Origin of the sequence: Agarivorans sp. 1_MG-2023, from assembly GCF_030548385.1 — a bacterium.
Lineage (GTDB): Bacteria > Pseudomonadota > Gammaproteobacteria > Enterobacterales > Celerinatantimonadaceae > Agarivorans.
Window position 1 is genome coordinate 43537 of record NZ_JAUOSJ010000006.1, and the last position, 24444, is coordinate 67980.

Annotated in this window: 27 protein-coding genes and 1 riboswitch; of the genes, 20 read left to right on the forward strand and 7 right to left on the reverse strand. The window is 42.1% G+C overall.

Annotated features, from left to right (window positions below; genetic code table 11):
* The first annotated feature begins 25 nt into the window (after positions 1–25).
* From Q4592_RS10370 to pyrF, 15 genes are all read left to right on the forward strand, one after another.
* Positions 26–1168, forward strand: a complete 1143-nt coding sequence (locus Q4592_RS10370) for a DegT/DnrJ/EryC1/StrS aminotransferase family protein (protein ID WP_303512574.1) — start codon at positions 26–28, stop codon at positions 1166–1168.
* Positions 1169–1873 carry a WbqC family protein gene (locus Q4592_RS10375; RefSeq protein WP_303512576.1) on the forward strand — a complete coding sequence of 235 codons (705 nt, stop codon included), beginning with the start codon at positions 1169–1171 and terminating at the stop codon, positions 1871–1873.
* 27 nt (positions 1874–1900) lie between these two features.
* On the forward strand, positions 1901–2848 hold the full coding sequence (locus tag Q4592_RS10380) for a hypothetical protein (RefSeq protein ID WP_303512577.1): 948 nt from the start codon (positions 1901–1903) through the stop codon (positions 2846–2848).
* 41 nt (positions 2849–2889) lie between these two features.
* A complete protein-coding gene (locus Q4592_RS10385) occupies positions 2890–3828 on the forward strand; it encodes a hypothetical protein (RefSeq protein WP_303512579.1) in 939 nt (312 codons plus the stop codon).
* Between the two features lie 140 nt (positions 3829–3968).
* Positions 3969–4274, forward strand: coding sequence for a GNAT family N-acetyltransferase (locus tag Q4592_RS10390; RefSeq protein WP_368509299.1), 306 nt, complete (start codon positions 3969–3971; stop codon positions 4272–4274).
* Positions 4271–5017 carry a class I SAM-dependent methyltransferase gene (locus tag Q4592_RS10395; RefSeq protein ID WP_303512581.1) on the forward strand — a complete coding sequence of 249 codons (747 nt, stop codon included), beginning with the start codon at positions 4271–4273 and terminating at the stop codon, positions 5015–5017. Before Q4592_RS10390 ends, Q4592_RS10395 begins: the two co-directional genes overlap by 4 nt.
* 282 nt (positions 5018–5299) lie before the next feature.
* Entirely contained in the window at positions 5300–6778 is a 1479-nt protein-coding gene (locus tag Q4592_RS10400) for a sigma-54 dependent transcriptional regulator (RefSeq protein ID WP_303512584.1), read from the forward strand.
* A gap of 114 nt (positions 6779–6892) precedes the next feature.
* Positions 6893–7936 (forward strand): PAS domain-containing sensor histidine kinase, encoded by a 1044-nt coding sequence (locus Q4592_RS10405; RefSeq protein ID WP_303512587.1) that lies wholly within the window; start codon positions 6893–6895, stop codon positions 7934–7936.
* Position 7937: 1 nt separating this feature from the next.
* Positions 7938–9272 (forward strand): sigma-54 dependent transcriptional regulator, encoded by a 1335-nt coding sequence (locus Q4592_RS10410; RefSeq protein ID WP_303512590.1) that lies wholly within the window; start codon positions 7938–7940, stop codon positions 9270–9272.
* Between the two features lie 218 nt (positions 9273–9490).
* The gene (cmk, locus tag Q4592_RS10415) at positions 9491–10171 is read left to right on the forward strand and encodes a (d)CMP kinase (protein WP_303512592.1); all 681 of its coding nucleotides are present in this window, start codon (positions 9491–9493) and stop codon (positions 10169–10171) included.
* A gap of 105 nt (positions 10172–10276) precedes the next feature.
* On the forward strand, positions 10277–11950 hold the full coding sequence (gene rpsA, locus Q4592_RS10420; RefSeq protein WP_137675042.1) for a 30S ribosomal protein S1: 1674 nt from the start codon (positions 10277–10279) through the stop codon (positions 11948–11950).
* 112 nt (positions 11951–12062) lie between these two features.
* Positions 12063–12347, forward strand: a complete 285-nt coding sequence (locus Q4592_RS10425) for an integration host factor subunit beta (protein WP_137675041.1) — start codon at positions 12063–12065, stop codon at positions 12345–12347.
* Positions 12348–12440: 93 nt separating this feature from the next.
* Positions 12441–12731 carry a LapA family protein gene (locus tag Q4592_RS10430; RefSeq protein ID WP_303512600.1) on the forward strand — a complete coding sequence of 97 codons (291 nt, stop codon included), beginning with the start codon at positions 12441–12443 and terminating at the stop codon, positions 12729–12731.
* The gene (gene lapB / locus Q4592_RS10435; protein ID WP_303512603.1) at positions 12731–13900 is read left to right on the forward strand and encodes a lipopolysaccharide assembly protein LapB; all 1170 of its coding nucleotides are present in this window, start codon (positions 12731–12733) and stop codon (positions 13898–13900) included. Before Q4592_RS10430 ends, lapB begins: the two co-directional genes overlap by 1 nt.
* Positions 13901–13904: 4 nt before the next feature.
* Positions 13905–14603 (forward strand): orotidine-5'-phosphate decarboxylase, encoded by a 699-nt coding sequence (gene pyrF / locus Q4592_RS10440; RefSeq protein WP_303512604.1) that lies wholly within the window; start codon positions 13905–13907, stop codon positions 14601–14603.
* Here the strand turns inward: pyrF and rrtA are convergent.
* Entirely contained in the window at positions 14592–15170 is a 579-nt protein-coding gene (rrtA, locus tag Q4592_RS10445) for a rhombosortase (RefSeq protein ID WP_303512607.1), read from the reverse strand. The two genes, pyrF and rrtA, sit on opposite strands and share 12 nt — an antisense overlap.
* A 1-nt stretch (position 15171) precedes the next feature.
* Complete coding sequence (gene queC, locus Q4592_RS10450) at positions 15172–15828, reverse strand: 7-cyano-7-deazaguanine synthase QueC (protein WP_303512608.1); 657 nt, start codon at positions 15826–15828, stop codon at positions 15172–15174.
* Positions 15829–15894: 66 nt separating this feature from the next.
* Between queC and queE the strand changes: the two genes are divergently transcribed.
* Together queE and galE are read left to right on the forward strand one after the other, a co-directional pair.
* Complete coding sequence (gene queE / locus Q4592_RS10455; protein WP_303512613.1) at positions 15895–16569, forward strand: 7-carboxy-7-deazaguanine synthase QueE; 675 nt, start codon at positions 15895–15897, stop codon at positions 16567–16569.
* Positions 16570–16619: 50 nt separating this feature from the next.
* Entirely contained in the window at positions 16620–17633 is a 1014-nt protein-coding gene (gene galE / locus Q4592_RS10460; RefSeq protein WP_303512616.1) for a UDP-glucose 4-epimerase GalE, read from the forward strand.
* A gap of 58 nt (positions 17634–17691) precedes the next feature.
* Here the strand turns inward: galE and Q4592_RS10465 are convergent, their stop codons facing one another.
* The gene (locus Q4592_RS10465) at positions 17692–18099 is read right to left on the reverse strand and encodes an H-NS family nucleoid-associated regulatory protein (protein ID WP_303512618.1); all 408 of its coding nucleotides are present in this window, start codon (positions 18097–18099) and stop codon (positions 17692–17694) included.
* 180 nt (positions 18100–18279) lie between these two features.
* A riboswitch (Lysine riboswitch) is annotated at positions 18280–18451 on the forward strand.
* Positions 18452–18511: 60 nt separating this feature from the next.
* Here Q4592_RS10465 and Q4592_RS10470 point away from each other — a divergent pair.
* Positions 18512–20086, forward strand: coding sequence for a Na+/H+ antiporter NhaC family protein (locus Q4592_RS10470; RefSeq protein ID WP_303512619.1), 1575 nt, complete (start codon positions 18512–18514; stop codon positions 20084–20086).
* A gap of 22 nt (positions 20087–20108) precedes the next feature.
* Positions 20109–20693, forward strand: a complete 585-nt coding sequence (locus Q4592_RS10475) for a thymidine kinase (protein ID WP_303512620.1) — start codon at positions 20109–20111, stop codon at positions 20691–20693.
* On the opposite strand, the gene Q4592_RS10480 is transcribed toward Q4592_RS10475, so the two are convergent.
* The 4 genes from Q4592_RS10480 to Q4592_RS10495 form a co-directional block, all read right to left on the reverse strand.
* The gene (locus Q4592_RS10480; RefSeq protein WP_303512622.1) at positions 20690–21085 is read right to left on the reverse strand and encodes a MerR family DNA-binding transcriptional regulator; all 396 of its coding nucleotides are present in this window, start codon (positions 21083–21085) and stop codon (positions 20690–20692) included. The two genes, Q4592_RS10475 and Q4592_RS10480, sit on opposite strands and share 4 nt — an antisense overlap.
* Positions 21086–21188: 103 nt before the next feature.
* Complete coding sequence (locus Q4592_RS10485) at positions 21189–22442, reverse strand: outer membrane protein transport protein (RefSeq protein WP_303512623.1); 1254 nt, start codon at positions 22440–22442, stop codon at positions 21189–21191.
* 282 nt (positions 22443–22724) lie between these two features.
* Positions 22725–23471: a DUF3379 family protein gene (locus Q4592_RS10490; RefSeq protein ID WP_137675028.1), complete on the reverse strand. Its 747-nt coding sequence runs from the start codon at positions 23469–23471 to the stop codon at positions 22725–22727.
* A complete protein-coding gene (locus Q4592_RS10495) occupies positions 23440–24006 on the reverse strand; it encodes a sigma-70 family RNA polymerase sigma factor (protein ID WP_137675027.1) in 567 nt (188 codons plus the stop codon). The genes Q4592_RS10490 and Q4592_RS10495 overlap by 32 nt, the downstream gene beginning before the upstream one ends.
* 153 nt (positions 24007–24159) lie before the next feature.
* On the opposite strand from Q4592_RS10495, the gene Q4592_RS10500 reads away from it, so the two are divergent.
* Positions 24160–24444, forward strand: coding sequence for a DUF406 family protein (locus Q4592_RS10500; RefSeq protein ID WP_303512627.1), 285 nt, complete (start codon positions 24160–24162; stop codon positions 24442–24444).

The following is a 24444-nucleotide window of genomic DNA, read 5'->3' on the forward strand; positions in this document are numbered from 1 at the left end:
GAGTTTAAAAAAGAGGGAGTAAGCTATGTATTTACTCGAAAATAACGTTGACCAGAGTAAGGTGTTGCGCACAACAACTCCTAATGAGAGCGTGCTCAATGTTACTAAGAGCTATTTACCTAACAAGAAAAAATATCAAGCATATATTGATAGAATTTTCGACTCTCACTCATTGACTAATCGAGGTCCGCTAAGTCAAGAATTAGAGCTGCGCTTAGCCGAATACCTTGGAGTGAAGCACCTTCTATTGGTGTCAAATGGTACAATGGCGCTCCATGTTGCTTACCGTTTACTAGGGCTAAGAGGAGAGGTCATCACTTCACCATTTTCATTTGCTGCCACAAGTTCTTCGCTAGTGTGGGAGAAGTTAAAGCCAATTTATACTGACATATGCAGTAAATCCTTTAATTTAAATCCAAGAAACATTGTGTCATCAATAACTGAGCGCACCTCAGCTATCGTTCCTGTACATGTTTTTGGAAATGCCTGTGCAGTTGACGATATATCTCAGATTGCGAAGGAGCATGGGCTCAAAGTAATCTATGATGCAGCTCACGCTTTTAATGTAAGAGGTACTTCTAAAAGCTTGTTTGAGTATGGTGACATCAGTACATTAAGCTTACATGCGACTAAAATGTTCCATACAGTTGAAGGTGGAGCATTAGTGTTCAATGATGCCGATTTATACGAGCAGGCGAAAGCTCTGATCAATTTTGGCATTGACAGTACTGGAACGATTGCGCCTTTAGGGATTAACGCAAAAATGAGTGAGTTTCATGCGGCAATGGGGCTTTGTGTTCTTGATGATATAGACATAATAACAGAACAGAGAAAAAAACTTGTCACGCAATATAGGATCAATTTTGGGGGCCGTTTACAGTTACAACTTAGAAATTCAGATTTCACAGATAACTATGCCTATCTGCCTGTAGTGTTTCCAAATGTTGTTATTCGCCAAGCGGTGGAGTCAGCTCTGGGGGCGGAGAGTATCAATCCACGACGTTATTTCTCTCCCTCGTTAAATGAAGTTTATGCGCCGTATCAAAGCATGCCAAATTCACAGTCACTCAGTGAGAGAGTTTTGTGTTTACCTCTTTATCCCGGTTTGTCAAAAATAGATGTACTAAGAGTCACTAATATAATTCATCGAACATTGGATCGTTTTTGAATGAAATTGGCAATCATGCAGCCTTATTTTTTGCCATATCTAGGCTATTTCCAATTGATCAATGCTGTAGATGAATTTGTTATTTATGATGATATCGAATACACCAAAAAAGGTTGGATTAACCGAAATCGTCTGCTTAGTTGCCAAGGTGAAATGTTAGTGACCCTTCCTTTAAGGAAAGGTTCTGATTATCTAAAGGTAAATCAACGTTACTTAGCTGATAGCTGGGTTAAAGATAGGGTTAAGTTGAATAACCGCATTAGAAATTGGTATATCAAAGCCCCATATTTTGAATCTATAGAGCCGATTATTAATCAAATACTTTTTGCTCCTTGTGTTAACTTATTTGACTTCATCTACAATTCATTAATCCATTTATTGCGCTATTTACAGATCCAGACGCCGTTAATTAGGAGCTCAACTTTAGACTTTGATTCTAGCCTGAAAGGGGAAGGTAAGGTTTTGGCTATTTGTGAACTGCAATCAGCTTCAGAATACTTGAACCCTCAGGGAGGTGTTGAGCTATATGATAAGGCTTCGTTCACGCGGTGTGGTGTGGATTTACAGTTTTTAAACTGCTTGCCTTACGAATATGAACAATTTTCGCCCCCATTTACTCCGTTCCTTTCTATTGTTGATGTACTTATGTTTAATGACTTAGCAACGGTAAAATTAATGCTTAACGAACAATACTCAATAAAATAGGCCACACCAATGTTTCGATGGAAAAAAATGGGTAAGATTTTTGATCCCTCTTTAGTAAAGGGCCGAGACTGGTTACATGAGTTTGCTCAAGGCCCTTCAGTCTTAGTAAATAAAGACTTCATCAGGGTGTACTTTTCTTGTCGTCCTCATCCTGATAGCTCTGGTCAATATACGAGCTTTTCGGCTTTTGTGGATCTTAGTCGAACACCACCATTTAAAGTCCTCAGAGTGAGCGAAAGCCCTATTTTGAAGTTAGGAAACTTAGGAGAGTTTGATGAGTTCGGTACTTACCCCACATCTGTTCTTGAGTACAAAGGAATAGTTTGGGCCTATTACGCTGGTTGGACGCGTTGTGATAGTGTTCCATTTAACACGGCCATAGGATTAGCGTTTAGTTATGATGGAGGAATACGTTTTGAGAAATCAGGGACAGGACCAATATTGCCTTATTCTCCTGATGAACCATTTGTATTGAGCGGTCCCAAAATACGACGTTTTAATCAACGTTGGTATCTTTTTTATATAGCTGGAAGCAGGTGGGTGCTTAATGATGCAGGAAGTCCTGAACCTGTGTATAAAATTAGAATGGCAGTTTCAGATGATGGCTTTCATTGGCATAAAATGAATAGAAACCTTATTAGCAATGTACTCGAGGAGGATGAGGCACAGGCTAGTCCTGATGTGTTTTATGCTAATGGTCGTTACCATATGTTTTTTTCTTACCGATATAGCCTTGACTTTAGAGGTAAAGAAAAAGGATATCGTATAGGTTATGCCAGCTCACTAGACCTTTTAAGCTGGGTTCGCGATGACTCAAAAGCTGGAATAGATGTATCTCCAGATGGTTGGGACTCCGAGATGGTTAGTTATCCTCATGTTTTCGAAGTGGATGGTAAAACGTATATGTTCTATCTGGGCAATCATGTGGGGAGGTTTGGCTTTGGAGCCGCTGAGCTGGTTGGTGAAATGAATTGATGAATAGCATGCAATGGCCTCTGAAATGGGAAAAGCGAGGGATGATTTTTGATCCTCGAGAACACAAACTTATTGATGGCTGTAACGAGTTCGCACAATCTCCTCAAGCAATTGTTTTTGAAGGCTTTGTCCGGATTTACTTCTCAACTAGAAAGTTAGAACCGATGTCAAAGATGTACAGCAGTCATGTGTGCTATGTTGATTTCGACAAAAGACTCAAAGATATTCTGGCAATAGCTGATGAGACAGTAATTCCTCTCGGCGAGTTGGGTTGTTTTGATGAGCATGGAATATTTCCTTTGAGCCCTCTTCGTCACGGTAATCGAATTTGGGCTTACACTTGTGGATGGAGCCGACGAAAATCTGTTTCAGTAGAAACGGCAATCGGATTTGCAGAGAGTGTTGATGGTGGTCGAACTTTCCGTAAGTTGGGAAATGGACCAATTATGTCTGCATCTCATCAGGAGTCCTGTTTAGTTGGGGATGCTTTCGTAAAGCACTATGAAGGCCAATTTCATATGTGGTATATGTTTGGGACTGGGTGGAAGAGGTTTGATGATAATTCACCCCCTGATCGTGTATACAAAATAGGACACGCGACATCTCTTGATGGAATCAATTGGAGCAGAAAACATGGCCACCAAGTCATTAGTGATAGCCTCCATGGTGATGAGAGCATGGCTTTACCCACCGTTTTTCATCACAACGATATGTATCACATGATTTTTTGTTTTAGGGAGTCTTTTGATTTTAGAGAAAACTCTTCTCGCTCCTATAAATTGGGATACGCGTATTCAAATGATTTAATTACTTGGGAACGAAATGATTCTCTGCTTGGCCTGTCTTGTTCAGATGAAGGATGGGATTCGGAAATGCTCTGTTACCCTCACGTTTTTAATGTGGGTAAAAAAATATACTTGTTGTACAACGGTAACAAATTTGGCAAGCATGGGTTTGGATTAGCGGTGTTGAAAAGTTGAAAAGTATTCGTGTCTCTACTGATTTGTCCTCGCGAAGAGAAGTGTTACAGCACTTAAAAGCGAGTGATCATCAACATTACCCAATGTTGAGTTCTAGAGTGAATTTAGAGTCTTATGCAAAAAAACTTTGTGAATACTCCATGCGATTTGAAGCTTGGGAAAATAAAACGCTTGTTGGGCTCGTAGCTGTTTATTTCAACGATGGAAGTATTGGGTTTGTTAGCAATGTTAGTGTGTTATCAGATTACTCGAACCGAGGTATCGCGAAGAGTTTACTCGAACAGTGTTTGCAAAAAGCTCGGGATTTGAGGGTTTCGAGAATTGAGTTGGAAGTTCAGACTGATAATGCTCTCGCTAAGTCCCTTTATTTAACTTTAGGTTTTACAGAATTCCAACAGAATAGTACTCAACAATTAATGCGATTAAACTTGAAGGGGAGTCAATGAGTCAATCTCGTGATTATAATCAAGAAATTAAAGATACAGACGACCATAAATATGCATATAGCTTTGATTTTGATGTTATGCACCCATTTATGCTGAGAGCTTTTACTCCTTTTTTTGTGTCCGGAAACTTATTAGAGTTAGGCTGTTTTAAAGGTGATTTTACCCAACGACTTATGGGAGAGTTTGAAGAGATAACTTGTGTTGAAGCTTCACTGGAAGCTGTGAATATCGCAAAGAGTCGTCTTGGGGGGGCTCCTGAAATTATTCATTCTAGATTTGAGGATGCTACGTTATCTAAGAAATACGACAACATTGTGATGACACATGTTTTAGAGCATTTAGATGACCCAGTTAAGACCTTAAAAAGAGTGAATGACGAGTGGCTCAGCAATAACGGACGTTTTCTTCTCGCATGCCCAAATGCTAATGCACCGTCGCGACAAATAGCTGTTAAAATGGGGTTGATTACTCATAACTCGGCTGTAACTTCAGCAGAAAAGGAACATGGACACCTTTGTACCTATTCTCTTGATACGCTTGAACGAGATGCAAAAGAAGCCGGTCTCAAAGTTGTTCACCGCTCAGGTGTTTTCTTCAAGGCGTTAGCAAACTTCCAATGGGATCAACTGCTTAATACCGATATTGTTTCAGATGATTACCTCGATGGCTGTTACCAGCTCGGTCAGATATATCCTGATTTATGTTCAAGTATATTTTTAGTGTGTGAGAAGGGAGAACAGTAGTATTACCATTAAAGTTACGCTTTGAATTGTCAAGTTTTACTGATTGAAACTTGCCTGCTCGAAGCTTACTAATTGTATAAATCACCAGCAACTTATTGTTGTGGCTAATCGTTTGCGGTTCTGCTGCTCCTATCGACCACTTTAAAACTGCATTGCGCGTCATATTTTTGTCGGTTTTAAAGTGAATACCTTGCGATTTTTTGACGCCCGTTTACAATCAATTTTATAGGGTAACTAACTATAAGTATGTCGCAAGGTAGCTTATTTTTGCAGGGGATAGGGATGCAAGCATCCAAAAGTGTTTTAGTTTTTGAGAACGACGCAGAGAGAGCTAAGCAACTTGAAACGGTACTGGGGTTTATTGGCCAACAGTTCAGCGTTTGTGATAACGAAAATTTTGCTACTGAAGTATCAAATACTAGCCGCGTAGTACTCATTAGTAAGCAAATTGCCGATGTTGGTAGTTTGATTGCTAAGTATCCGCTTTGTCCTTTTTTAAGTGTAGGAGAAGGGCATACCGTGGAGCCTTTACCTAATCTTATTGGCCACTTAGATTTACCGTTTAGTTATGAGCAGCTAACTCAGTTATTACACCACTGCGATGCCTACCTTACTCATCTTCCTGGCAAGATTGCTCCAGCAAAGAGTGAACGTTTAAGACAAAACTTGATAGGCAAGGGCATTGCTATTCAAGAGGTTCGTCATTTAATTGAGCAAGTAGCTGTTAAAGAAGCCAATGTACTCATTTTGGGGGAGTCAGGCACAGGTAAAGAGGTTGTTGCTAAAGCTATTCATGACCACTCCACAAGAAACGGCGGGCCTTTTGTTCCGATTAACTGTGGCGCTATTCCTCCTGACTTACTTGAAAGCGAATTGTTTGGCCATGAAAAGGGCGCTTTTACCGGCGCGTTTGCTATGCGTAAAGGGCGTTTTGAGTTAGCTGAAGGCGGCACGTTGTTCTTAGATGAAATTGGCGATATGCCAATGCCGATGCAAGTTAAGTTGCTTCGAGTATTGCAAGAGCGCCAATTTGAGCGTGTAGGGGGGAGCAAAGCAATTAACGCCAATGTGCGTGTTGTGGCAGCTACTCACCGACAGCTAGAGAGAATGATAGAGCAGGAGAAGTTTCGTGAAGATTTATACTATCGACTAAATGTATTCCCTATTGAAATGCCATCGTTGCGAGAGCGCCAAGATGACATTCCTTTATTGCTGCAAGAGTTAGTTAATCGCCATGAGGAAGAGCATTCGGCCGTGGTTCGCTTTACCCAGCGCGCTGTTGAATCACTAATGCAGCACCAATGGCCGGGCAATGTTCGCGAGCTATCTAACCTAGTAGAACGCTTACTTATCTTGCATCCCGACCAAATTGTTGATGTACATGATTTACCGCCTAAATATAGGCACATAGATGCAGAAGCATTTGAACCGAACTACAGTCCAGAATTAGCGGAACGTGATGCTTTACTGGCGATTTTTAATGATGAAGATGCGTCAGTATTTTCAGATCCAAGCCCAGAAGCCCTATTCCCAGAGGGTGAACCAGAAGAATCACTTGATGATGGTTGGGCTGGTGCTCAGCAACTTCCCGACGAAGGGGTTAACTTAAAAGAGCTACTGGCCGAGCTAGAAGTTGATTTGATTCGTCAAGCACTTGAACAACAAGATGGTGTTGTAGCTAGAGCTGCTGAGCAACTGGGTATGCGCAGAACGACGCTAGTAGAAAAAATGCGCAAGTATGGGTTGAACAAAGAGAGCTGAATCTAGAATCTCGAACTTAGTTTGTTTAAGGCCATGAAATACATGGCCTTTTTTATGGCATGAAAATTGATTGAGTAAGCACTGTTAACGGTTTTATGACGCGGAGCTTTATTCATGCCTTCAGTGCTTTTACAACAACAGCCTACCAGCTTATCGGAGCATAATCTTGCTCAGATATTTGATGTTATGCCTTCAGGTTTAGTACTACTCGACAATAAAGGTTATGTCGCGCGCGCCAACCCTATTGCTAAAAACTTACTGGGTAAGGATATTGAGCAGCAACGTTGGTTAGACGCAGTGCCTCGTTTATTCTCCCCTAAAGCTGATGATGGCCATGAACTTTCGTTAGTTGATGGTAGACGAGTAAAATTAAGTTTGTCGCCTTTACAAGATACCCAAGGCCAGCTGATTGTTCTTACCGACATGACGCATACTCGTCAACTGCAAGCAAATGTTGCCAAACTACAGCGTATGTCTGCGCTAGGAAACATGGTGGCGTCGTTGGCGCATCAAATTAGAACCCCTTTGTCTGCAGCGATGTTGTACGGCTCTAACCTGTCGAATAAAACTTTGTCAGAGAATGCTCGAGACAGTTTTCAAACCAAGATGATGGCAAGGCTTGAAGATTTAGAAACTCAAGTAAACGATATGTTGTTGTTCGCCAAAAGTGGCGAACAAATGGTGGTTAACTATGTGCCGGTTGGTCAACTGATTGAGCAACTTAAAGCCGCAACAGATGCTTGTGTTCGTCAACATAATGTAGAGCTGCGTTTGTCGGTTGTAAATCCAAATACCGAGCTGTTGGTAAATGCTAACGCTTTAGTATCAGCGCTGTCGAACTTAGTTGAAAATGCTGCTCAACTAAGTGGTAGTGATCAACTTATATCCGTTTCAGTCACTAGCTCTGAGAGCGAAGTTGTTATTGAGGTTGAAGATCAAGCTGGCGGAATAGACAAAGCGCAACAACATAAAGTATTCGAACCTTTTTATACCACTAAGCAGAATGGAACAGGTTTAGGGCTAGCGGTGGTCAAATCAGTGGTGAGTGCTCACCAAGGTTCCATCGAACTCACTGGCACTGAAATTGGTAGCCGCTTTGTCGTGACATTACCGTTGCCGGAAGTGCAGCACCAAGACCTTGCTGTAGGAGGGCATTAAGATGAGCCAATCAACGATTTTAATTGTAGAAGACGATGCAGGATTGAGAGAGGCTTTAGTCGACACCTTGTCTTTAGCTGGTTACTTATGCGAACAAGCTGATAGTGCTGAAGCAGCGTTATTAAGCCTTAATGATCTGCAAGTAGATTTAGTGGTTAGCGATGTGCAAATGAGCGGAATGGATGGCTTAAGTTTGCTTAAAAATATTAAGCAAAAATGGCCCCAAACCCCCGTATTGTTAATGACTGCCTACGCAAAAATAGACGATGCAGTGTCTGCGATGCGAGATGGTGCAATTGATTATCTGTCTAAACCATTTTCTCCTGAAGTTCTGCTCAATCAAGTAGGGCGCTATGCACCTTCGATCAAAGTAGAAAAGCGAGAGCCCATATATGGAGACCCTTCTACGGAGGCGCTGCTAAAACTGAGCCAAAAAGTTGCAGCTTCAGAAGCTTCCGTTCTAATAAGTGGGCCTAGTGGTGCCGGCAAAGAAGTATTATCTCGCTATATCCATGATTGCTCCCCGCGAAGCGAGCAAGCATTCATTGCGATTAACTGTGCGGCAATACCCGAGAACATGCTTGAGGCAACGTTATTTGGTTACGAAAAAGGTGCCTTTACCGGGGCTATTAAGGCGTGTCCAGGGAAGTTTGAACAAGCGCAGGGCGGTACCATATTACTTGATGAAATTAGTGAAATGGATTTAGGTTTACAGGCTAAACTTTTGCGAGTGCTACAAGAGAAAGAAGTAGAGCGCTTGGGTAGCCGGAAAATGATTCAATTGGATGTTCGAGTTATTGCAACTAGTAACCGAGACATGCGTGAAATTGTTCGCCAAGGCTTATTTAGAGAAGATCTGTATTATCGCTTAAACGTTTTTCCTTTAGCGTGGCAACCGCTCAATCAACGTAAGGGCGATATCCTTCCATTAGCTAATCACTTACTTAACCGCCACAGCCCCAAAACTCACGAACTTAGTTTAAGTGCACAGCATAAGTTGATGAACCATACGTGGCCGGGTAATGTGCGTGAATTAGATAATGTGATGCAACGAGCGCTAATTTTAGCGAATGCGTCTACAATCGATAGCGACTGTTTAGTGATAGAAAATCAATTAGAGCCGCTAAGTGTTGCTCCTATTTTGGAAGAGCAAAGTTTAACTCCCGAACCTCTTGGCAATGAACTTCGCCAACAAGAGCAGCAAATCATTTTAGATACACTCAAAGCTTGTCACGGAAAACGTAAAGATGTTGCCGAAAAACTGGGGATAAGTCCACGCACTTTGCGTTACAAATTAGCGCGTATAAAAGACTCCGGAGTGCAGCTTCCAGCTTGATACTTAGCAGCAGACAAGGGTGATATAAAGCAGTATGTCAGTACGATATACTGCTTTTTTGTTCAAAAATGCGATAAGCGTTCGCTGTATTTTGTTTTTTATTAATAATTTAATGAGGCGAAACGCTGCCTATTCACGTATAATGCGGCCGAATTTTTAGTTCTCATTTATGGCTAGATGAGAACTTGCATTATGCTTTTGGACATTATGGAGGACTCATGACTCAACACGTTCCAGTGGTAACCATCGACGGGCCAAGTGGCGCAGGTAAAGGTACGTTGTGCCAAAAACTTGCCCAGCATTACAATTGGCAACTTCTCGATAGTGGGGCGATCTATAGAGTCTTAGCCTTAGCAGCAATTCACCATGAAGTCGCACTAGACAATGAAGATGCGTTAAGCCTACTAGCTGCTCATTTAGATGTGCGCTTTGAAGCGCGAGATGGCAATACCGTTGTTATTTTAGAAGGCGAGGACGTATCGCTTGAGATACGCCAAGAAACAGCCGGTAACGCAGCGTCTAAAGTCGCCGCTTTTCCTCGTGTAAGGGAAGCATTGCTTCGTCGCCAGCGTGGATTTAGAGCTGAGCCAGGGTTAATTGCCGATGGCAGAGACATGGGAACGGTTGTTTTTGTTGACGCCCCAGCCAAGATTTTTTTGGATGCGAGTGCGGCGGAACGCGCCCAACGGCGCTATAATCAGTTGCAAGATAAAGGCTTTGATGTTAGTTTTGACCACCTTTTGAGCGAAATTGAAGAACGAGACCAACGAGATAGAAACCGTTCGGTTGCTCCTTTAGTTCCCGCTCAAGATGCGTTAGTAATTGATTCAACTTCTCTTTCTATTGATGAAGTAGTATCAATGTCGATAGCGTTTATCGACGAAAAATTAACCCAGTAATCACTGGGAATTAGCTCACCTATAACATGGATGAAATAGGTGTTTTTTATTAACCCCATTTAGCCGGATTGCTGAGTGGACGTTTCTATATGTGTAAATTAAAAAATGACTGAATCTTTTGCTCAACTCTTTGAAGAGTCTCTACAGAATTTGGAATTCCGTTCTGGTTCTATTGTTAAAGGTACTGTAGTAGGTATCGAAAACGGTATGGTACTAGTAGACGCTGGCCTTAAGTCAGAATCTGCAATCCCTGCCGAGCAGTTTAAAAATGCTGCTGGTGAATTAGAAATTGAAGTAGGCGCTGAAGTAGACGTAGCCCTTGACGCTGTTGAAGATGGTTTCGGTGAAACTGTTCTTTCTCGCGAGAAAGCTAAACGTCACGAAGCGTGGATCCAACTTGAGAGTGCTTACGAAGAGCAAGCAACGGTTGTTGGTATCATCAATGGTAAAGTTAAAGGTGGCTTTACGGTTGAAGTTAACACCATCCGTGCATTCTTGCCTGGTTCACTAGTTGACGTTCGCCCTGTTCGCGATACTGCTCACCTAGAAGGCAAAGAGCTTGAATTTAAAGTTATCAAGCTTGACCAGAAACGTAACAACGTAGTGGTATCTCGTCGTGCTGTTATCGAAACTGAAAACAGTGTTGAACGTGATCAACTTCTTGAGAACCTTCAAGAAGGTCAAGAAGTTAAAGGTATCGTTAAGAACCTTACTGACTACGGTGCATTCGTTGATCTTGGCGGTGTTGACGGTCTACTACACATCACTGACATGGCTTGGAAGCGCGTTAAGCACCCAAGCGAAATTGTTAATGTTGGCGATGAAATCAACGTTAAAGTACTTAAGTTTGACCGTGAGCGCACTCGTGTATCTCTAGGTCTTAAGCAACTGGGTGAAGATCCATGGGTAGCAATTGCTAACCGTTACCCAGAAGGTGCTCGTCTAGAAGGTCGCGTAACTAACCTTACTGACTACGGTTGTTTCGTTGAGATCGAAGACGGTGTTGAAGGTCTAGTTCACGTTTCTGAAATGGATTGGACTAACAAAAACATCCACCCATCTAAAGTGGTTAACGTGGGTGATCTTGTTGAAGTTATGGTATTGGATATTGACGAAGAACGTCGTCGTATCTCGCTTGGTTTGAAACAGTGTAAAGTTAATCCATGGGAGCTATTCGCTAGCACTCACGATAAGAACGACAAAGTTTCTGGTAAGATCAAGTCTATCACTGACTTCGGTATCTTCATCGGCCTTGACGGCGGTATTGACGGTCTTGTTCACTTATCTGACATCTCTTGGGATGCTCAAGGTGAAGAAGCGGTTCGCGACTTTAAGAAAGGCGACGAAATCGAAGCTGTTGTACTACAAGTTGACGCAGAACGTGAGCGTATTAGCCTAGGTGTTAAACAGCTTGCTGAAGACCCGTTCAACAACTACCTTGCTGACCTTAAGAAAGGTGCCTTAGTTAACGGTACTGTTTCTGAAGTTGATGCTAAAGGCGCAACAATTGAATTAGCAAATGGCGTTGAAGGTTACTTACGTGCTGGCGATGTTAGCCGTGACCGTGTTGAAGACGCTTCACTTGTTCTTTCTGTTGGCGATAAACTTGAAGCTAAGTTTGTTGGTGTTGACCGCAAGAACCGTGTAATCAGCCTTTCTATCCGTGCTAAAGACGAAGCGGACGAGAAAGAAGCAATGGCTACTCTGAACAAGAAAGAAGATGCTCAGATTGGTAACGCTATGGCAGATGCATTCAAATCAGCCCTTAAAGGCGAATAATCTCTAAATCTTTTTTTAGATTTATGTGATTGAATATTGGGGGGGACTTGTCCCCCCCAAGTTCTTTATCTACACTGGTATTAGTTCCCTTTATCAATGGCTTGGAGAATCCATGACTAAATCTGATTTGATTGAAATACTCGCTAGTAAACATATTCAATTTACCAGTAAAGAAATTGAGTCGGCAATTAAAGAAATTCTTGAGCAAATGACTGGTTCTTTACAGGAAGGCGACAGAATTGAAATTCGCGGTTTTGGTAGTTTTTCCTTACATTTTAGAGCGCCGCGTGTAGGCCGCAATCCCAAAACTGGCGAGAAGGTTGAGTTGTCTGGGAAGTACGTTCCCCACTTCAAACCTGGTAAAGAATTAAGAGAACGCGTGAATTCTGGCCTATAGTATTGTTTCTTTTACAATTAGGTGTTCTTGGCTGGTTTAATTAACGTGATTGCTGCATAATTTCCCTAGCTTTTGTTTGGCTTCGGAGGTTATGTGAAAGCAATATTTTCTACATTAATTTTGATCGTACTGTTTGTAACAGCGCTAGCGATAGGGGCTCAAAACGATGAAATCGTTGGAGTAAACTATCTTATTGCTGAATCAGACATGCGTTTATCTTGGTTAATGGCTGGCCTGTTCATTGCCGGCTTCATATCCTGTTTACTGTTTTTATTGGCTTTTTATACTCGCATTAGACTCGAAAGTGCCAGTTTAAAAAGACGTTTAGCTAAACAACAAAAACAACTTAATAAATTGCAAGATGAGATGGTCAAGGATAGTTAATGCTGGGCTTGTTGTTCTTGTTATTGCCTGTTGCCGCCGCTTACGGTTGGTATATGGGGCAGCGCAGTGTTAGACAAAATCAACAGCAGCAAGCTAACCATGTTTCAAAGCAATATGTTGAAGGTTTAAATCTTCTCCTTTCAAATCAATCTGACAAAGCTGTCGATCTATTTGTAGAACTGTTACAAGTAGATTCTGAAACCATCGATACTCACTTAGCCTTGGGCAACTTGTTTCGCCAACGTGGTGAAGTGGATCGCGCCATTCGTATTCATCAAAACCTTATTGCCCGCGAAGGCATCGATATCGACCAGCGTAATCTAGCCTTGCAACAACTGGCCAAAGATTACTTGGCTGCCGGTTTATTTGATAGAGCTGAAGCTTTACTGATAGAACTACAAGATGAGCCTGAGTATCGCCAATTAGCTCTAAAACAATTATTAAGTATTTACCAACAAACTCGAGAATGGCCGCAAGCGATTACTGTGGCGAAGAAAATCGACCCAAAAGAACTCACCGATGTCGCAACCCAAATTGCCCATTTTTATTGTGAACAAGCGCAAGAGTTAGAAACAGCAGGTAAGCTAAGTAAAAGTATTGGTTTGCTTAAAAAAGCACTAACTGTAGACAAGAACTGTGTGCGAGCTAGCCTTCACCTAGCGCAATTACAAAGCGCAGAAGGTGATTTTAAGGCGGCTCTTAAGAATCTTAACCGGATCCCAGAGCAAGATATCGATTTTGCTTCTGATGCGTTAACGCTCTACAAGTTATGCGCCGAAGGATTAGGTAAGCCTGAGTATTATCAACAGTTTCTCGAATACTGTTTATCGTTAAAAAGCATTGCTAGTGTGCTAGTAGAGCTCTCGGCTATTTATCGCGAGGCGCATGGCGCAGAGCAAGCTCAGGATTTATTGGTGGATGAACTCAAACGTAACCCCACCATGAAAGGATTTCATCACTTAATGGGCCTTCATTTAGAATCAGCTGAAGAAGGTCGAGCTAAGCAAAGTCTTCAAGTATTACGAGGACTGGTTACCCAACAATTAAAAATAAAACCCCATTATCAATGTCGTCGATGCGGATTTTCATCGCATTCTATTTACTGGCACTGCCCATCTTGTAAAAGCTGGGGAACAGTAAAACCGATAGTGGGGCTCGACGGAGAATAGAGAGATGCAAGACCCTAAGGTATTAGTCGCCCTTGATTATGCAGATTTAGATCAATGTATGGCGTTTGTAGAGCAATTAGAACCAGGCTCTTGTCGCCTTAAAGTAGGCAAAGAAATGTTTACCTTGTTTGGTCCTCATCTAGTGGAAAGCTTGCATAAGCGTGGGTTTGAGGTTTTTCTAGACCTAAAGTTTCATGATATTCCTAACACGGTTGCCAAAGCTGTGGCAGCTGCAGCAGAGTTGGGCGTGTGGATGGTGAACGTGCATGCCAGCGGTGGTCGACGAATGATGGAAGCAGCTAAGGCCGCTTTAGCGCCCTATGGTGATAAACGCCCTAAATTGATTGCTGTGACTGTGCTAACCAGTATGGATGAGTCTGATTTGTTAGATTTAGGCATTGAGTTAAGCCCTCAGCAGCAGGTAGAGCGTTTAGCGAGTTTAACTAAACAATGTGGTTTAGATGGAGTGGTGTGTTCTGCTCACGAAGCAAGGCCTTTAAAATCTTTGTTAGGCGAAGAGTTTGCCTTAATCACTCCTGGTATTCGCCCAACTGGAAGCGCTCAAGGTGACCAGCGACGAGTTATGACACCGGTTGAAGCGATTGCTGCAGGTTCCGATTATTTAGTGATTGGCCGGCCAATTACTCAAGCGGTTTCTCCAGCCACAGTATTAACCCAAATTAACCAAGAGTTAACTGCTTAACGGCTGGCGATTCCATAAAGGACACCATACTGCTAAGGCAATAGTTAACCCTAGTAAAGTGAAGATTAGGTGGGCATCGGTTGCCACATCGATGCCTATCATTTCGCTTACCCAAGGATCTCCGCCGGATATCTGCTCCATCACAAGTTTAATACCCAAACCAGTGAGAACAATTAAACCTAGTTTGATTTTGCCTTTCATTAGATCAATAAGTGCAGCATAAGCCAGTAAACCATGAATGATGCCCGACAAGCCTACATACTCATCATACTTAGCCAATAAAAGCGCAAGCCCGCCCACTAAGCCAAGCAAGATACTCAAGGCTAAAAAGTGCCGATTAGATAGTCGGTCATCATAAACAAAATAGATCAGGGTTAAGGTGGCGATGTTCATTAGCCAATGAATCAGATTATTGTGGCAAAAGTTGCCACTTAATACTCGCCAGTACTCTCCCTCGATGATTAGATGTTTGTTCCAACTGGCTAGCTCAGCATGGGCCAGTAATACCCAGCTTAGCGCCAGCATTAACCATATAAACCAAAATTGCTTGAGAAAATAACTAACCATGCTATTCGTAACTAAGAGGGTCTTTAACAGCATTAAGCTTGAAAGCCTCTAAGCGTTCTTGGCAAGCACCACATTTTCCACAGGCTAAGTCACGACCGTTATAGCAAGTCCAAGTTTTAGCGTAATCTAAGTTCATGGCTAAACCATCACTTAAAATATCTATTTTAGATTGCTCTAGGTAAGGGCTAATGACTTCAACGGCCTCGTAATTGGCAATAAGGCTAACCTCGTTCATCTTTCTTACAAACTCTGGTCGGCAGTCAGGGTAAATCGCGTGGTCTCCAGAATGCGCGCCATAGAATACTTTTTTTGCGCCTATCGATACTGCGTAACCAATAGCTAAAGATAACAAAATCATATTGCGGTTAGGTACCACGGTCGATTTCATAGATTCTTCTTGGTAATCGCCTTCTGGAATATCAATGTCAGACGTTAAAGACGAGCCCTCGAGCAGCTGATTGATACTACTAATATCTACAATTTTGTGTTCAACAGACTGTTCATCGCATACGTTTTTAGCATATTCGAGTTCTTTGATGTGACGTTGACCATAATTAAAGCTTAGAGCAAAGGGTTGCAGCCCAAGTTGCAGTGTTTTATGTAATACGGTGTAAGAATCCATACCACCAGAATATATAACTACGGCCTTTTCTTTCATTTTTTGCTCTTTAAAATATGTTTTAATACTGCTGTCGATTTTCGCTTATTATGATTTAGGATACAAATGCCACAGCCCACTTTACCGATTAATGAAATTTTTGAAACGATACAAGGTGAAGGTTTTCACACTGGGGTGCCTGCTGTATTTATTCGTTTGCAAGGCTGCGATGTTGGTTGTTCTTGGTGCGATACTAAACATACTTGGGAAGTGTTGGCTGCGGATAAAGTTCAGGTAGAGAAAATTATCGGGGTGAGTGGCGATACTGCGCGTTGGGCTAGCTATAGCGTGGAGCAGCTACTGGAAGCATTAACTCAGTACAGTGCTACACATATCGTTATCACCGGCGGTGAACCGTGCATTTATGATTTAGAGCCGCTTACTAGCGCATTAATTAGTCACGGGAAATCGGTACAAATTGAAACCAGTGGTACTTATTCCGTTAAAGCGAATGAGAAAACGTGGGTGACCGTTTCACCTAAAGTGGCAATGAAAGGCGAAAAAGAAATTTTGATTGAAGCTCTACAAAGAGCGAACGAAATAAAGCATCCTGTTGCTCGTGAACGCGATCTAGAGAATTTAAACGAGCTATTGGCTCGTTTGCCAGAAGGGCATCACGCATTAGTCTGTTTACAGCCTATTAGCCAACAACCTCGGGCCACAGAGTTGTGTATTGAAGTTTGTATTAAAAATAACTGGCGTTTGTCTTTGCAAACCCACAAATATATCGGAATAGAATAAAACTCCCGCTACTGAGTGGTGATGTTTATTTTACTTAATTAAGGATTGTTATGGCGATTTTGGTCACAGGTGGAGCCGGGTATATTGGTAGCCACACTGTTGTAGAATTATTAGCGCAAGGCGAAGATGTTGTTATTGTCGATAATCTTTGTAATTCACACCCTGTTTCTATTGATAGAGTTGAACAAATTTGTCAGAAAAGGCCGGCTTTTTATCAAGCAGATATTCGCGATAAAAACGCTTTGGATGAAGTGTTTTCAAAGCATAGTTTCACGTCGGTTATTCACTTTGCAGGTTTAAAAGCGGTGGGTGAATCTACGACTATCCCTTTACACTATTATCAGAATAACGTGGCGGGTACCTTAGTGCTTTGTGAAGTAATGGCTGAGCATGGTGTAAAGAATTTAGTGTTTAGTTCTTCGGCAACGGTATACGGCGACCCTCATACTGTACCGATTGTAGAAAGCTTTCCAACTGGTGCGACCAACCCTTATGGTCGTTCAAAACTTATTGTTGAAGAAATGCTCGGCGATTTATATAAGTCAGATAACGAATGGAATATCGCTCTGCTGCGTTATTTTAATCCGGTAGGGGCGCATAAATCAGGTTTAATTGGCGAAGATCCAAATGGTATTCCAAATAACTTGATACCTTATATTACTCAAGTTGCAGTAGGGCGTTTGGCTCAACTTAGCGTGTTCGGCGATGATTACAATACTGTTGATGGCACTGGTGTACGTGATTATATCCACGTTGTTGATTTAGCCAAAGGTCACTTAAAAGCCTTAGCTAAATTGGATGCAAAAGCGGGGCTAGTAACCTATAACCTAGGCACTGGCCAAGGTTACAGTGTGCTAGAAATGCTTAAAGCGTTTGAAAAGGTGTCTGGGAAAACGATTGCTTATCAAATATCTCCTCGTAGGCCGGGTGACATTGCCGCTTGTTATTCTGACCCAAGTTTGGCTAAACAAGAACTAAACTGGCAAGCTGAATTAAATTTAGATGATATGGCTGAAGATTCTTGGCGATGGCAACAAGGCAATCCCAATGGATTTGCATCTTAATAATACATAATGATAAAAAAAGGAGCCGTTAGGCTCCTTTTTTTATGCGCAATGCTAATTAAATAAGGAAGTCTTCTTTAGATTTTCCTTCATTTTTTATGGCACGCTGAATTGGCGAAGGTGTTCTTCCTTGACCTGTCCAGGTTTTATCTTCGCCATTTTCATCAACAAACTTGTATTTAGCTGGAAGAGGCTCACGTTTTTTACGCTCTTTAACAGGAGCATCTTCAATAATTGATAATAGTTCGCTTGGATCGATTCCATCTTGCTCAAGCAAAGCTTTATATTTTTCTAATTTTTCGCGTTTTTCTTGCTGTAGTTTATCTTCTTCAGCTTTTAGAGTGTAACGCTCATCTAGAATGACTTTTAATTTATTAAAGCTTTCTTCTAGCTGTTCTATCGATAATTCTTTTGTAGCGGCTTTAAGACTTCTTGCGTTTAGAAATACCTTGATGAAATCGCTCATGTTAATCCTGTTATATTTTATTAAGTTTTAATCAATCAACGTTTAAATTCTAATTACTTATTAAGCCTTGTCAATTAACTCACAGTAAATAACTGAATTGATATTTAATTTTCGACTAATACGAAATCAACTCAATGGGTTGAAAGCTCTGCTTTTGTGGGTATAATCCAGCTACTAACGCTAGATTGTAGAGGAGCGCTGGTCAAAAGTAGTGCAGAATGGGGTGATGCCAATGATTCTGTATGAAAGGGGCCCGCGCCGAAGTAACAAGTACCATCTAAACTTGTTACTGGTGCAGTGTTTAATAAATGCTGCATTGTCATAGTACACACTATGGAGAGCTACAGGGTGCATACGTTCAAAGTATGGCTATCACTCAGTTTGCTCTCTAAACAACAATAACAGAGAAAACATGCAAACTATTTCATATACAGATTCCATATTGTCTATCTTACCCCCAGTTATAGCCCTTTTAGTGGCACTAGCTACTCGCCGGGTGGTTGTGGCGTTAAGCTGCGGTATTTTAGCCGGTGCATTGTTGTTAAGTAATTTTTCCTTTGGGGCTAGCGCGGTTTATCTTACCGAATTGGCTAGCGGCTTGGTGTGGGACGACGGGCTAAACCTATGGAATCTTCAAATCATTCTTTTCTTACTGCTATTAGGCGGTATGACAAGTTTAATGACAGCAACCGGAGCAACATCTGCTTTTGCTCATTGGGCGCAAAAGCGCATTCAAACTAAGCGCCATGCAACCGTTACTACGGCACTGTTAAGCTTTGTGGTGTTTGTAGATGATTATTTCCATAGTCTTGCTGTGGGCAGCGTAGCGCGCCCTCTGACAGATCAAGCTGGCGTGTCTCGCGCAAAACTAGCTTACCTGCTCGATTCAACCGCCGCACCCATGTGTGTACTTATGCCTTTATCTAGCTGGGGCGCTTATATTATTGCCTTAATAGGCGGTATTTTGGTGACACACGGAATAACCGACATCAGCCCATTAGCAGCCTTCGCCGCGATGATTCCGCTTAACTTCTACGCCATTTTTGCTTTGTTAATGGCACTAACGGTCGCTTATTTTAATCTAAACATTGGCCCAATGACGCAACACGAAAAAGCAGCGTCAGATGGCGAATTGTTTGATAAAACCAAGGGTATTCCAGCGGGCAGTGTTAATCATGACTTTCAGGCGGAAAATGGCTCACCTTTAGGTTTGGTACTGCCAATTGTGCTACTCACTGTGGTTACTTTCGCAAGCTTTGTTGTTACTGGTGCGAATGCTATTGAAGATGGCCAAGCTTTTGGTTTGTTGGCAGCATTGGAAAATACCGATGTCACCTTGTCTTTGGTAACGGGTGGCATAGTAGGTTTGTTGGTTACTATTGGTTTCGCATTAAAGCAACAACTTAGCCTTACACAGTTATCAAATGCTATTTGGTTAGGCTTAAAAGCAATGAGCCCGGCAATTATTATTCTGCTATTTGCTTGGTCTATTAGTGGTGTTATTGGTGATATGGAAACGGGTAAATACTTGGCCGCTAAATTAGACGGTGCAATTAACCCAGCAATGTTACCGGTGCTTATTTTTGTATTAGCTGGCGTAATGGCCTTTGCCACAGGTACCAGTTGGGGCACGTTTGGTATCATGCTACCTATTGCAGCAGATATGGCAGTAGCCAGCGAAGTGAGCCTAATTTTACCTATGTTGTCGGCAGTGTTAGCGGGAGCGGTATTTGGTGACCATTGTTCGCCTATTTCCGACACGACTATTTTGTCTTCTACTGGTGCGGCTTGTCATCACATTGATCACGTAGCCACTCAGCTACCTTATGCCTTATTGGTAGCCTTTATTAGCATCGCTAGTTATTTGGTGATGGGGATGAGTGGAAGTGTGATCGCAGCGTTAGCTATTGGCTTACTATTATTTGCGATTATTAGCGCAGCTTTGTACCATCGCCAACAAACATCTGTAATCGCTGTAAATAGCTAACAAGTCGGGACAATCGCAGTAAATGGCTTCATTACACTTTAAATATGCCGCTATGAATTCGGGTAAATCTACCCAACTGATTCAAGCTCACTTTAATTACCAAGAGCGCGGCATGAACCCTTTAGCGCTTATACCTGCTATGGATACTCGTGACGGAATAGGAACTATAAAAGCGCGGGTAGGGTTATCGCTAGAAGCTGAAACCTTTTGTAAACAGCAAAACTTGTTTGAGCTATTGCAGCAAAAGCAGCAACAGACTAAACAAGACGTAGTGATCGTAGATGAAGGTCAGTTTTTAAGCCGCGAGCAAGTGTATCAATTGGCAAAAATTGTTGATGAGTTAAATATTCCAGTGATGGTTTATGGCCTTAAAACTGATTTTATGGGCGAGTTGTTTGAAGGTGCTTATCACTTACTGTGTTTAGCTGACAAGCTAGAAGAGCTTAAAACTATTTGCTGGTGTGGCAATAAAGGGCACTTTAATGCGCGTATTGATCAACACGGAAAAGTGGTTAGCGAAGGGCAACAAATTGAAATAGGTGGCAATGACCGTTACGTTTCGTTGTGCCGTAAACACTTTATTCAAGGCAATGCTGGCGAAGCTTAGTGTTTGTTTGATAGATCATTAAGAGCGTCGTTACAGCGGCGCTCTGCCGATTTTAGTTCCATTAATACCACTTGAATATCTTCTAACTGCTGCAACAAACTCTGTTTTTTTAATTTTATATTATCGATTAAGCCAAAAACCTCATCTGTGTTAGTGAGTTTGGCGTCGTACAAATCAAATAACTCTTTTATTTCGGTTAAGGAAAAACCTAAACGTTTGCCACGCAAGGTGAGCTTAAGGCGCAATTTGTCGTGTTTGCTGTAAAGGCGTTTAGTTCCCACCCTTAATGGTTGAATCAAACCTTGGTCTTCATAAAAGCGAATGCTGCGGGTACTGATGGAAAATTCTTTAGCTAAGTCGCTAATCGTAAATGGTGTTTTGGTATTAGCCATGGCGTCCCTCAGTAAAATGCTTGCTCACTGAAGAGTGGGTGATAGTGTCGGCTTGGTCAAGTTAGAGAAATAGCAACCGGCGCTAGGCCGGTTGCTATCATCATTAAAAGCTATGGTTATATTGAATTGCAGCGATGTAGGCATCGCCTTTCGATACAAACTCAACGCCTTCTTCGTTAAAGCCGCCTTCTTTACCTTGAATGTAAGTAAAGCCGGTATCAATACTGCCTTTATCGCTTAGGTGATAAGTAAAGCCAACGCCGTAGTTGTAACGGTCGTTATCTGGAATACTAATGGTTTTGTGGGTGCGCGATGGGCTTTGGTCAAAGGCCATACCAGCACGTAGTTCCCAAGCTTGATTTAGATACCAAGTCCCACCAAAGGATACACGGTAAGAATCACTAAACTGCTCTTGTTTATTTAAGACACTGCCAATGCCTTCAGAGGTAGCGTCAATCTCTTGGAAGGTGCTCCAACCAGTCCATACATAGCTATAATGAACCGCGACTGAATCGTTTAGACGGTTGTAGCCAGAGACTTCAAAAATATCAGGTAAATTTAGGGTTAACTCACCTGGAATAGTGTCACCACTAGTACCGTATGGGTTATCACTTAATCCAGAAGGAATGTCTGAGTGGTAGTCGCCTTTAAATTTCAAATCAACTTTAGAGCGATAACTCATGCCAAAGCGGTGATCTTCATTTACTTCCCACATACCGCCGATGTTCCAACCAAAGCCCCAACCATCGCCTTCTAGCGACGCAGCTGTACCGTCTGCTGGAAATGGGCCTCCAGTGCCAAAGTTACGGACTAATTTGGCTGTTCCGTAAACAGCATTTACGCCAGCACCAACACTAAATTGCTGATTGATTCGATATGAAACATTCGGGTTTAGATTTAGCGTAATAAGCTCAGTCTGACCGGCTAAAGCGCCTGCTGCGTAATCCGCAGGGTAATCTGTAGACAAACCAAAGTTTGTAAACATGCCTACACCCCAAGCCCACTTGTCACTTAGTGGTTGAATAAAATAACCCGCTGGCACAGCTGCACCAGGAACTACATCATCGTTGGTTAGGGCTTTATCTATTTCGTCTACGCCTGTATTACCTTTTACGTAAACGTCAGGAGAAATATAGGTTAATGCGCCTGACACCGCGATGGTATCAAACATAGACATGGCGGCAGGGTTACGTGCCATCACCGAAGCATTGTCAGCAATAGCGGCTTCACCAGCAAATGAACGGCCAAGTCCCGTAGCAGAGTGTTCTACCAATTGAAAACCTGCAGCGTTTACATGGCCGCCAGTGAGTGTAGCTGACGCGGCAAGTAGCGCGAGTGGCAATTTCCTTATTTTCATCGTTCCCTCTCTAATACGGGTGGAGTTTATTATCATTCGAAGTCTTGATTAGACCTCTGACCAGATTAAAAGCAAATCACTCAAATGTTAAGGTGCTGTTAATGGTTTATTTCAAAAGTTGGAGCTGCTGCACAAAAGTTAAACAAGTGTTTAATCTTTAGTCGTAGAGCAATATAAGGGAGGATAGAGATTAATCAAGTAATGAATTGAAAGACTTAGCTGTTCGCTGTAAAAATAATCAACGCCACCTGAGGGCTCAGGTGGCGTTGTAGATGTTAACACTTAAATTGCTTGGTTGAGATCTGCGGTTAAAAACGCCAAGGTTTTCTCAATCGGTTCATTACGCTCACCCACCACAACTAAACTGGCATGAGATAAGCTGCCAACCATGCCGTGCATTTTCTTGTCGGCAAAGCTTTGTACTGCTTGTAGTTCAGTGGTTTTAGGCACTACAAATACGTTAACATTTGAACCCATTTTACCTTTCATAATCATATGAAACGCTGGGCTGCCAGCGTAGGCACAATGATTTACATACACCACATCACCTGGCAACTCATCAAAACTTGCCCCGTAACGCGCCAACTTGGCGTTAATGGTTTGTAAGCTTGGTTGCTCATCAACACCGCTGGTATAAGGCATTTCATGGTAAACATGCTGCAAAGCAACTTGCCCCATATCATCATAGCCAGCAGGCACTTGCCAATTTACCAAGCTAAAACTTAGTCCGATAACAAAAGCGATTGAGGCGGCCATAGCAATATGCACGCGTGTTTTACGACGGTATTGCACTTGCGAATCATCAAAGCTTTGGCTCAATATTAAACGCTCGGCTAGGGCATCAGGCACCTCAACATTTAGCGCTTGTTCTAATTTACACTCAAACTGTTGCATGTCGTCGAACAGTTTTTTGTTTTTCGGCGTCCTAGTTGCTTCCTCTATGAGCGCATCACTACGCTCACGAGGATTGGTATACAACTGGCGGCGAAACTCTAGCTCATCCATTACTTTGTCCTCGATTCTGGTCATCTTCTAGGGCTTCTTTTAGCTGGTTACGTGCTCTAAATAGCCGAGTCATCACTGTATTTTTATTAAGTTCTAACATGTCGGCTATTTCGTCCCCACTAAATCCACCAATTACTTGTAGGAGCAAAGGTTCTTTGTACTCAGGAGCGAGCTTATCTATTTGGCGGCGCAACCATTCATTCTCGATTTGCTGCTCGGTTGATGTGGCATTCACATCAGCAACAGAATGGTCTTCAATATCTACCAAGTTAAACTGCTTACGCTCGAAGCGGCGTGCATTCTCGCGCCTTAGAATGGTTATTAACCATGCTTTAGCGGCCTTTTCATCTTTAAGGCTGTCGAGTGAACGCCAAGCTCTAAGGAACGTCTCCTGAACTATGTCTTCGGCAATATGTTTATCCTTTACTAGCCAATAGGCGTAACGATAAACATCCCGGTTGTAAGCCTGAACTAAGGCTTCGTAACGTTTTTGTTTTGCTTCCATATCCGACATGACCGAGTCGGTTTGGTTTTTCTTTCGAAAAAAATCAACAACCATGTAAATTCCTAGATAAAAGGCATTAGGCTAATCTGTTATGATACGCATCAAAGAGACCTGCTTTGGTCTATGTTACACACTATACACCTGATTTCGCCTTGGTTTAGATTGAAGAGTTATAACTAAGGCCTGTTGTAAATTAAAGGAAAATAGATGAAAACCAAGTTAGAAGAATCTGAAACTTGTTGTTGTGTTGATGTTGGCGCTGTGATCGATGGCGAAGAACTTACCGCAGTAGTCGAAGAGTTATTTACCGAGCAACAGCATGCTGAAACGCGCCTAAGCAATTTAGTTGAGAAAGCCCGCAAAGCTGAATCTGATCCTTGTGAGATTAGCAGTGAGATTAGTGCTGTTGAAGGCGGCTTTAAGCTGGCCGCTTCTTTCACTTTTGCTTGCCAAGCAGAAAGCCTAATCTTTCAACTAGGCTTAAACCGTTAA